Annotated in this window: 7 protein-coding genes; 3 read left to right on the top strand and 4 right to left on the bottom strand. The window is 45.7% G+C overall.

The genetic code is table 11. From position 1 onward, the window contains the following. Positions 1 to 35 precede the first annotated feature (35 nt). Positions 36 to 1,328 (bottom strand): adenylosuccinate synthase, encoded by a 1,293-nt coding sequence (locus HMPREF2832_RS06935; RefSeq protein WP_021154044.1) that lies wholly within the window; start codon positions 1,326 to 1,328, stop codon positions 36 to 38. Between the two features lie 296 nt (positions 1,329 to 1,624). Here HMPREF2832_RS06935 and gshAB point away from each other — a divergent pair, with 296 nt between their 5' ends. Beyond that, a complete protein-coding gene (gene gshAB, locus HMPREF2832_RS06930; protein WP_070506135.1) occupies positions 1,625 to 3,880 on the top strand; it encodes a bifunctional glutamate--cysteine ligase GshA/glutathione synthetase GshB in 2,256 nt (751 codons plus the stop codon). A gap of 252 nt (positions 3,881 to 4,132) precedes the next feature. Here the strand turns inward: gshAB and HMPREF2832_RS10585 are convergent, their stop codons facing one another. Next, positions 4,133 to 4,261, bottom strand: a complete 129-nt coding sequence (locus HMPREF2832_RS10585; protein ID WP_003002006.1) for a hypothetical protein — start codon at positions 4,259 to 4,261, stop codon at positions 4,133 to 4,135. A 111-nt stretch (positions 4,262 to 4,372) separates the two neighbouring features. Here HMPREF2832_RS10585 and hslO point away from each other — a divergent pair, with 111 nt between their 5' ends. Together hslO and dusB are read left to right on the top strand one after the other, a co-directional pair. Next, positions 4,373 to 5,245, top strand: a complete 873-nt coding sequence (hslO, locus tag HMPREF2832_RS06920) for an Hsp33 family molecular chaperone HslO (protein WP_014714025.1) — start codon at positions 4,373 to 4,375, stop codon at positions 5,243 to 5,245. Continuing rightward, the gene (gene dusB / locus HMPREF2832_RS06915; RefSeq protein WP_003012894.1) at positions 5,232 to 6,209 is read left to right on the top strand and encodes a tRNA dihydrouridine synthase DusB; all 978 of its coding nucleotides are present in this window, start codon (positions 5,232 to 5,234) and stop codon (positions 6,207 to 6,209) included. Before hslO ends, dusB begins: the two co-directional genes overlap by 14 nt. Positions 6,210 to 6,399: 190 nt before the next feature. Here the strand turns inward: dusB and HMPREF2832_RS06910 are convergent, their stop codons facing one another. Together HMPREF2832_RS06910 and HMPREF2832_RS06905 are read right to left on the bottom strand one after the other, a co-directional pair. Further along, a complete protein-coding gene (locus HMPREF2832_RS06910; protein ID WP_049497719.1) occupies positions 6,400 to 7,086 on the bottom strand; it encodes a YoaK family protein in 687 nt (228 codons plus the stop codon). Between the two features lie 208 nt (positions 7,087 to 7,294). Then, a partial coding sequence (locus HMPREF2832_RS06905; RefSeq protein WP_186823069.1) for a transposase occupies positions 7,295 to 7,509 on the bottom strand: 215 nt, incomplete at its 5' end.

Here is a 7,509-nt window from a genome sequence, read left to right as displayed (position 1 = left end):
GAGAGGCTAGGATTTTTGTCCCAGCCTCTTTTAAATTATTTACTTGACCAGACACTTTCAAGGATATTGGTTTGGTCACGATCTGGTCCGACTGAGAAGGTTGAAATGCGCACACCAACCAACTCACCGATCCGGCGAACATAATTGCGGGCATTTTCTGGAAGCTCATCCAAGTGACGGACACCGGTGATGTCTTCTGACCAACCTGGTAATTCTTCATAGATTGGTTTGCAACGTTTGAGTTGCTCCAAGCTTGCTGGGTAGTGGTCAATGCGTTCTCCATCCAAGTCGTAAGCCACACAGATCTTCACTGTATCCAAACCTGACAGAACGTCGATGGAGTTCAAGCTGAGGTTGGTAATTCCTGACACACGACGGCTATGGCGCATGACAACTGAGTCAAACCAACCGACACGACGTGGACGACCGGTTGTTGTCCCATACTCATGGCCGACTTCACGGATCCGATCACCCACTTCATCAAAGAGTTCTGTAGGGAATGGTCCGTCACCGACACGGCTGGTATAGGCTTTACATACACCGACAACCTTGTCGATCTTGCTTGGGCCGACACCTGATCCGATGGTCACTCCACCTGCAACAGGGTTTGAAGAGGTTACAAATGGATAAGTTCCTTGGTCGATATCCAACATAACCCCTTGTGCTCCTTCAAAGAGCACGCGCTTGCCGTTATCCAAAGCATCGTTCAAGATAACAGAAGTATCGGTTACATATTGTTTGATTTGTTGACCATATTCATAGTATTCTTCGAAGATATCGTCAAATGAAAGAGGCTCTGCATCATAGAGTTTGGTAAATTGACGGTTCTTTTCTTCCAAGTTGATGCGAAGGCGTTCTGCGAAGACGTCGCGGTCCAAAAGGTCCGCAATCCGGATTCCCACACGCGCAGCCTTGTCCATGTAGGCTGGTCCAATCCCTTTAATCGTCGTTCCGATCTTGTTGTCTCCCTTAGACTCTTCTTGGAGACGGTCTAATTCGATATGGTAAGGGAGGATGACATGGGCGCGGTCTGAAATGCGCAAACTGTCTGTTGTCACACCTTCTTCATGAAGATAAGCCAACTCTTTGACCAATGATTTAGGATTGATCACCACGCCGTTTCCGATGACAGAAATCTTTTCAGGGAAGAAGATACCTGAAGGAATCAAGTGCAACTTGAACTTTTTGCCATCAATCACGATGGTGTGACCGGCATTGTCCCCACCTTGGTAGCGAGCAATGACTTCTGCATTGGCTGATAGGAAGTCTGTAATCTTCCCTTTTCCTTCATCTCCCCACTGGGTTCCTACAACAACTACTGATGTCATATCTTTGTCTGAGCTATATAGCTCGTCCTTTCTTGAAAAGCAGGCAGGAATCTCACCTGCGATTATGTTTTATACCTCATTATATGAAAAATTTGACAATTTTTCAAGGAGGGTTCATCATTTCATTTGTTTTTTCTCTTATGTAGACGAATTACATTTTTACAAAATATGTATTTTCTGAATTTTAGTACTTAATTTAAAATAAAAGTTCGGAATTTTTGTAAAATCGTAGCGGAAATTTGCTTTCTTTTTCCGTTTGTAATAGACTAAAATAACTACCATAGGACGGTGAAACGATGACGATTAATCAATTACTGCAGAAACTGGATACATCAAGCCCTATTCTCCAAGCGACCTTTGGTCTGGAGAGGGAAAATCTGCGAGTTACAACTGATGGACACTTAGCTCAAACTGCTCATCCGAGTCAGCTTGGTTCCCGCAATTTCCACCCGACCATCCAAACAGACTTCAGCGAACAACAACTGGAACTAATTACACCTATTGCTCACTCTACTAAGGAAGCGCGGCGCTTACTGGGAGCTATCAGCGATGTGGCAGGCCGCTCAATTGACCAGAGTGAATGCCTGTGGCCTCTGTCCATGCCACCGCAGCTGACTGAAGAAGATATTATCATCGCCCGTCTGGAAAACGAATACGAACGCCACTACCGAGAGGGTTTAGCGAAAAAATATGGCAAAAAACTACAGGCCATCTCTGGCATCCACTACAACATGGAGCTAGGGAAAGATCTGGTCGCTGCTCTCTTTCAAGTCAGCTCCTATCATTTACTCAAGGACTTTAAAAATGACCTCTATCTCAAACTGGCTCGAAACTTTCTGCGTTTCCGATGGCTCTTAACCTATCTCTACGGTGCTGCTCCTCTGGCAGAAGCCGGCTTCTACAGTCAGGAATACCCGCAGCCTATCCGCTCTTTTCGCAACAGCAACTATGGCTATGTCAATGACGAGAATATTCAGGTGTCCTACACTTCTTTGGAGCAATATGTAACCGATATTGACAACTACGTTCAGTCTGGCGAGCTCAGTGCTGAAAAAGAATTTTACTCAGCCGTTCGCTTCCGTGGACAGAAGCACAATCGCGCCTATCTGGAGCAGGGTATCACCTATCTGGAATTCCGCTGCTTCGATCTCAATCCTTTTGACCATTTGGGCATTAGCCAAGAGACCTTAGATACTGTCCATCTCTTTTTACTGGGCCTGCTCTGGCTAGATGATGTAGAAAATGTTGATGCAGTATTAAAAGCTGCCCATGATTTGAACCAGAAAATTGCTTGTAGCCACCCGCTGACTGCCCTGCCAGATGAGGCAGACAGCTCAGCCCTTCTCCAAGCCATGGAAGAGCTCATCCAGCATTTTGAACTGCCAACTTACTATCAAACTTTGCTGGACCAGATGAGAGAGGCTCTCTTACATCCTCAGCTGACACTGTCAGGACAGCTCCTGCCCCATATCCAGCAAGATTCCTTAACAGCTTTTGGTCTAGAAAAAGCAGAAGAATACCACCGCTATGCCTGGACTGCTCCTTATGCCCTCAAAGGCTACGAAAATATGGAACTGTCCACCCAGATGCTACTCTTTGATGCTATTCAAAAGGGGCTAAATGTCGAAATTTTAGATGAAAAGGACCAATTTCTCAAGCTTTGGCATGGTAGTCATGTAGAATATGTCAAGAACGGCAATATGACCTCCAAGGATAACTATGTCATCCCTTTGGCCATGGCCAATAAAACAGTCACCAAAAAGATTTTGGCAGCAGCTGACTTTCCCGTTCCAGCTGGAGCAGAATTTTCTTCTCTAGAAGAGGGACTGGCCTACTACCCTTTGATTAAGAACCGAGAAATTGTTGTCAAACCCAAGTCAACTAACTTCGGACTGGGCATCTCTATCTTCCAAGAGCCAGCTAGCCTGGAAGCTTATCACAAGGCTCTGGAGATTGCTTTTTCAGAAGATGTCGCCGTCTTAGTGGAGGAATTTATCGCTGGAACGGAGTACCGCTTCTTTGTCTTAGACGGACAATGCCAAGCAGTCCTCTTGCGAGTGGCGGCCAATGTCGTCGGAGACGGTCAGCATACCGTGAGAGAATTGATTGCCATCAAAAATGACAATCCTCTGCGGGGCCGAGATCATCGTTCACCGCTTGAAATCATTGAACTGGGGGACATTGAACTGCTCATGCTGGACCAGCAAGGCTATGGACCAGATGATATCCTGCCTGCTGGAGTCAAGGTTGACTTGCGGCGCAATTCCAACATTTCTACTGGCGGAGACTCGATTGATGTCACAGACAGTATGCACCCATCTTATAAGGAACTCGCTGCGGACATGGCAAAGGCTATGGGAGCCTGGGCCTGTGGCGTTGATCTCATCATCCCTGACAGCTCTGCTATTTCCACAAAGGAAAATCCCAACTGTACCTGCATCGAGCTCAACTTCAATCCTTCTATGTATATGCACACCTATTGTGCTGAGGGGCCGGGACAAAGCATTACTCCGAAAATACTAGCTAAACTTTTCCCAGAAATGGACCTATAAAGTAAGAAAACGCAGAAGATGTCTCTGCGTTTTTGTTTTGTAACCGAGGTAGAGTTTTAGATGATAACCTAAAAAGATTAAGCATGGTCCTCCTACAAGTTTAAAATAGCAAGTCATTTGCTGTAAAATCATCCTCTAACAAGCAAATTTCAAACCTCTCCTGCATATAGCAGAGGAAATCTTCCCTTTTTCCCAAAAAGAATCATAGGCCGCGAATACAAGGCTAGTATCATCTGAACAAGTTCCAGCCAGTTACTGTTGGCTTCCATAGCCCACCATCTCAATCGCTTTAAAACTGCCTCGGGTTAAAAATTCATACGGAACCCCTAATGCATCAGCTACCGCCAAACCATAGACTGCCGCTTTCAAAGATTGGTTCATGCTAGCCTCCTTTGTTTTATTATACTATTTTTGGTCTTAAAATTCTTCCTAACCCCAAAAAACAAGCGCAGGCCTGCGCCTGTTTTTCTATTTTGTGCTAAAATAGTAGGTATGGACAAAATTATTAAAACTATCTCAGAAAGTGGTGCTTTTCGTGCTTATGTACTAGACAGTACAGAAACCGTACGAACAGCCCAAGAAAAACATCATACACAAGCTAGCTCCACGGTCGCACTTGGCCGCACCCTCATTGCCAGTCAAATCTTGGCAGCAAACGAGAAAGGAGATACTAAAATTACGGTCAAAGTCCTTGGGACTAGCTCACTCGGAGCCATCATCACCGTGGCAGATACCAAGGGAAATGTTAAAGGCTACGTGCAAAATCCTGGAGTGGATATTAAGAAGACGGCAACTGGTGAAGTCCTGGTGGGACCATTTGTCGGAAACGGAGAATTCCTGGTCATTACTGACTATGGTACGGGAAATCCTTATAACTCCATGACCCCTCTTGTGACCGGTGAAATCGGAGAAGACCTGGCCTTTTATCTGACGGAAAGCCAACAAACACCTTCTGCAGTTGGACTCAATGTCCTTTTGGATGACGAAGACAAGGTCAAGGTGGCTGGTGGTTTCTTGCTCCAGGTCTTGCCAAATGCCAAGGAAGAAGAAATCGCGCGCTTTGAAAAACGCATCCAAGAAATGCCTGCCATCTCCACACTGTTGGAGTCCGAAGACCATATTGAAGCTCTTCTTGCCGCTATCTATGGGGATGAACCTTTCAAACGCCTCTCTGAAGAAGAACTTCGCTTCCAGTGCGACTGCAGCCGTGAGCGTTTCTTGAACGCTTTAGCAAGTCTGCCAGCTAGTGATCTGAAAGAGATGAAAGATGAAGATCACGGTGCAGAGATTACCTGCCAATTCTGCCAAACACACTACCACTTTGACGAAAATGACTTGGAGGAACTCATTCGTGACAAATCTTAATACGCCATTTATGATCGGGGATGTCGAAATCCCTAACCGTACTGTCCTAGCCCCAATGGCCGGAGTGACCAACTCAGCTTTCCGGACCATTGCCAAAGAACTAGGGGCGGGACTCGTTGTGATGGAAATGGTCTCTGACAAGGGAATCCAGTACAACAATGAAAAGACGCTTCACATGCTCCATATCGATGAAGGAGAAAATCCTGTATCGATCCAACTCTTTGGAAGTGACGAAGATAGCCTCGCACGCGCAGCTGAATTTATCCAAGAAAATACCAAGACTGATATCGTGGATATCAACATGGGTTGCCCCGTCAATAAAATCGTAAAAAACGAAGCGGGTGCCATGTGGCTCAAGGACCCAGATAAGATCTACTCCATCATCAATAAGGTTCAATCTGTCCTTGATATCCCCCTCACTGTTAAAATGCGGACGGGTTGGTCGGATCCTTCCCTAGCAGTTGAGAACGCCCTCGCTGCTGAAGCCGCAGGTGTCTCTGCCCTTGCCATGCATGGGCGAACTCGGGAGCAAATGTATACGGGGCATGCGGATCTTGAGACCCTTCACAAGGTTGCACAAGCTCTGACCAAGATTCCATTTATCGCAAACGGAGATATCCGTACAGTTCAAGATGCCAAACAACGAATCGAAGAAGTCGGTGCTGATGCGGTCATGATCGGTCGCGCTGCTATGGGTAATCCTTATCTCTTCAACCAAATCAACCACTACTTTGAAACAGGAGAAATCCTGCCTGATTTGACTTTTGAAGACAAAATGAAGATTGCTTACGAACACTTGAAACGCTTGATCGATCTCAAAGGTGAGCACATTGCCGTTCGTGAATTCCGTGGCCTCGCCCCTCACTACCTCCGTGGGACTTCTGGCGCAGCCAAACTCCGCGGCGCCATCTCCCAAGCTAGCACTCTGGCTGAGATTGAAGAACTCTTACAATTAAAAGCATAGAAACACAAAAAGCGAGAGTGGGACAAAAATCGGTGATTCGTTAGAATTCGATTTCTTTGTCCCGCCTCCGCACAGTTGAGTAGGGCTGTAAAAGCTGATGAAATCAGCATAGTAGAGTCCACTCAAGCACTGCGTCTTGCTCGATAATCCAAGACAATTGAGAGGCTAGGACTTTTGTCCCAGCCTCTTTTTATAGATTGTCTGTTTGCAGGCCGAGTTGTTTGACTCTGGCGGTGTAATAGGTCATGATCAAAAAGAGGTTGGCTGTGATCAACCAGATGGACCATTGGTGAATGAAATGCATGAGGATGGCCACGCTAATCGCTCCCGCAACAAAGCTTCCAACAACAATCCCGTAATTCATGGCCTGACGCCGATACTCGTCCAAATCTCCCTTTCCTCGAGTGATTCGATACAAGGCCGTCAGCATCTTGCGATAATTGCCGGAAGTCATAAAGATCACATAAGGGTGATTTTCGATGAGGCTCCCTGTAAAGGTCAACATCATCATCCCTGTCCCAAAAGCAATAAAGGGAACTTCTACAGGTGGTATGACAGACACCAAGGGAATCAGGAGTGTCACCACAAACAAAGGAATCAACATCTTGGTTCGCCAAAAGGCTGTCTTGCGATATTCTTTGATATGGAGGGCAACCAGAAAGCCGATCGAGAAAAATAGAATAGATGAAAAACGCATGATGGTATTTTCGACACGGGGATCGTGCCAATCAGCGATGAGAAGCAGGAGGTTCCCCGTTTGGGTCGCGACCAAACTCCGGTAGTGCATGTGGCAAAAGACATCGAGGCTTCCTCCGATAAAACCAAGCAGAGCCCCCATCAGTCGTGTATTTTGTGGTAAAATTATTTTTTCTTCCATAGTTTTGTCTCTTTTGATTTCAATTATTTTTATTATACCACTTTGCACACAAGTGGAGCAGGAAAAATCATGACCTCCCGCCAAACGGGTGTTTTGTACCAGGGCTATAAGCCTAGATAACTAGCCAGCGCCTAAAGACGCTGGCTTTCACTTTGTTCAAGCCTTATTGTATTTGACTCGTCACAAGCCTCTCAAAAAGGCATATGTACTACTTGCCACTATCCCTAAAGGGATCTTCATATTCTTTTACACTCAACTTATCTAAAGCAATATCTTTTCGCTCTTGTTCCTGAATGTATTTCTTTATTGTGGCTTCATTGAGGCCAACTGTACTCACATAATATCCCTCTTTCCAAAAATGTCGATTCCCAAACTTATATTTCAGATTGGCGTGTTTATCGAACATCATTAGAGCACTTTTAC

Origin of the sequence: Streptococcus sp. HMSC073D05 (assembly GCF_001812015.1) — a bacterium.
Taxonomy (GTDB): Bacteria; Bacillota; Bacilli; order Lactobacillales; family Streptococcaceae; genus Streptococcus; species Streptococcus parasanguinis_D.
This window is presented reverse-complemented; position numbering and strand designations above follow the sequence as displayed.